The organism is Oleiphilus sp. HI0061 (assembly GCF_001635675.1).
Genome location: NZ_LWFE01001657.1, coordinates 1 through 677, shown reverse-complemented (window position 1 = coordinate 677; position 677 = coordinate 1). Strand labels below are relative to the sequence as shown.

The following is a 677-nucleotide window of genomic DNA, read 5'->3' as shown; positions in this document are numbered from 1 at the left end:
AACACCACTACGCAGCGTTGGCTTATGTAAGCTCAGGTAACAATACCCGGTTGTTTCTTATCAATGCCAAACCGGTCACACTAGCATCTATTCAAAAATAGCTTTTACACTCTAAATATAGATCAAGATCTAATCAATTAGCAGTTAGATTTGTAACCAAGTAAAGTCGTCCTTCCATCAAATATTAGGCATCCGGGTCACAGACAGAAGAGTGGTTGAATAATTCGGGAACTAATTGCTCAATATCGCCGCCCTTTACCTTCTTGGTAGAGACGATATAAGGCTGCTGAGAACTAAGCAGGTAATCTATATTTATTTTCTTACCGCCTCGTATTTTTTGTGTTCGTTTTGGGCGGCAAGACATGTGAATGAGGACTTCTCCCTCCAAATCCAGAATACTACTTGAGCCCTGTCTATCGGTAATCGTTGCACATAGGGAGTTATTCTCTATCTCTAAGCCACGTCGATTCACATCAACTTCTGAACGACCACAGAAAACAATTCCTTCACCTTGGCGATCACTACAGCGGCGGCCGGGGCCAAACGAGCTGTCAAACAAGTGAACTTTCCGCTCGCTACATTGCGCCTCAATCACTACCGGCATTGGGCGAAGCTCGTCACTTGTCCAACCTTCATAACGAACAGACTGCCAATAAACTCTAAATTGTCTAAGTTCG

1 protein-coding gene is annotated in these 677 nt (G+C 43.6%); it reads right to left on the bottom strand.

Features of this window, described 5'->3' with window-relative positions:
- Positions 1–184 precede the first annotated feature (184 nt).
- On the bottom strand, positions 185–677 hold a 493-nt coding region (locus A3735_RS31430), incomplete at its 5' end, for a hypothetical protein (RefSeq protein ID WP_068638889.1).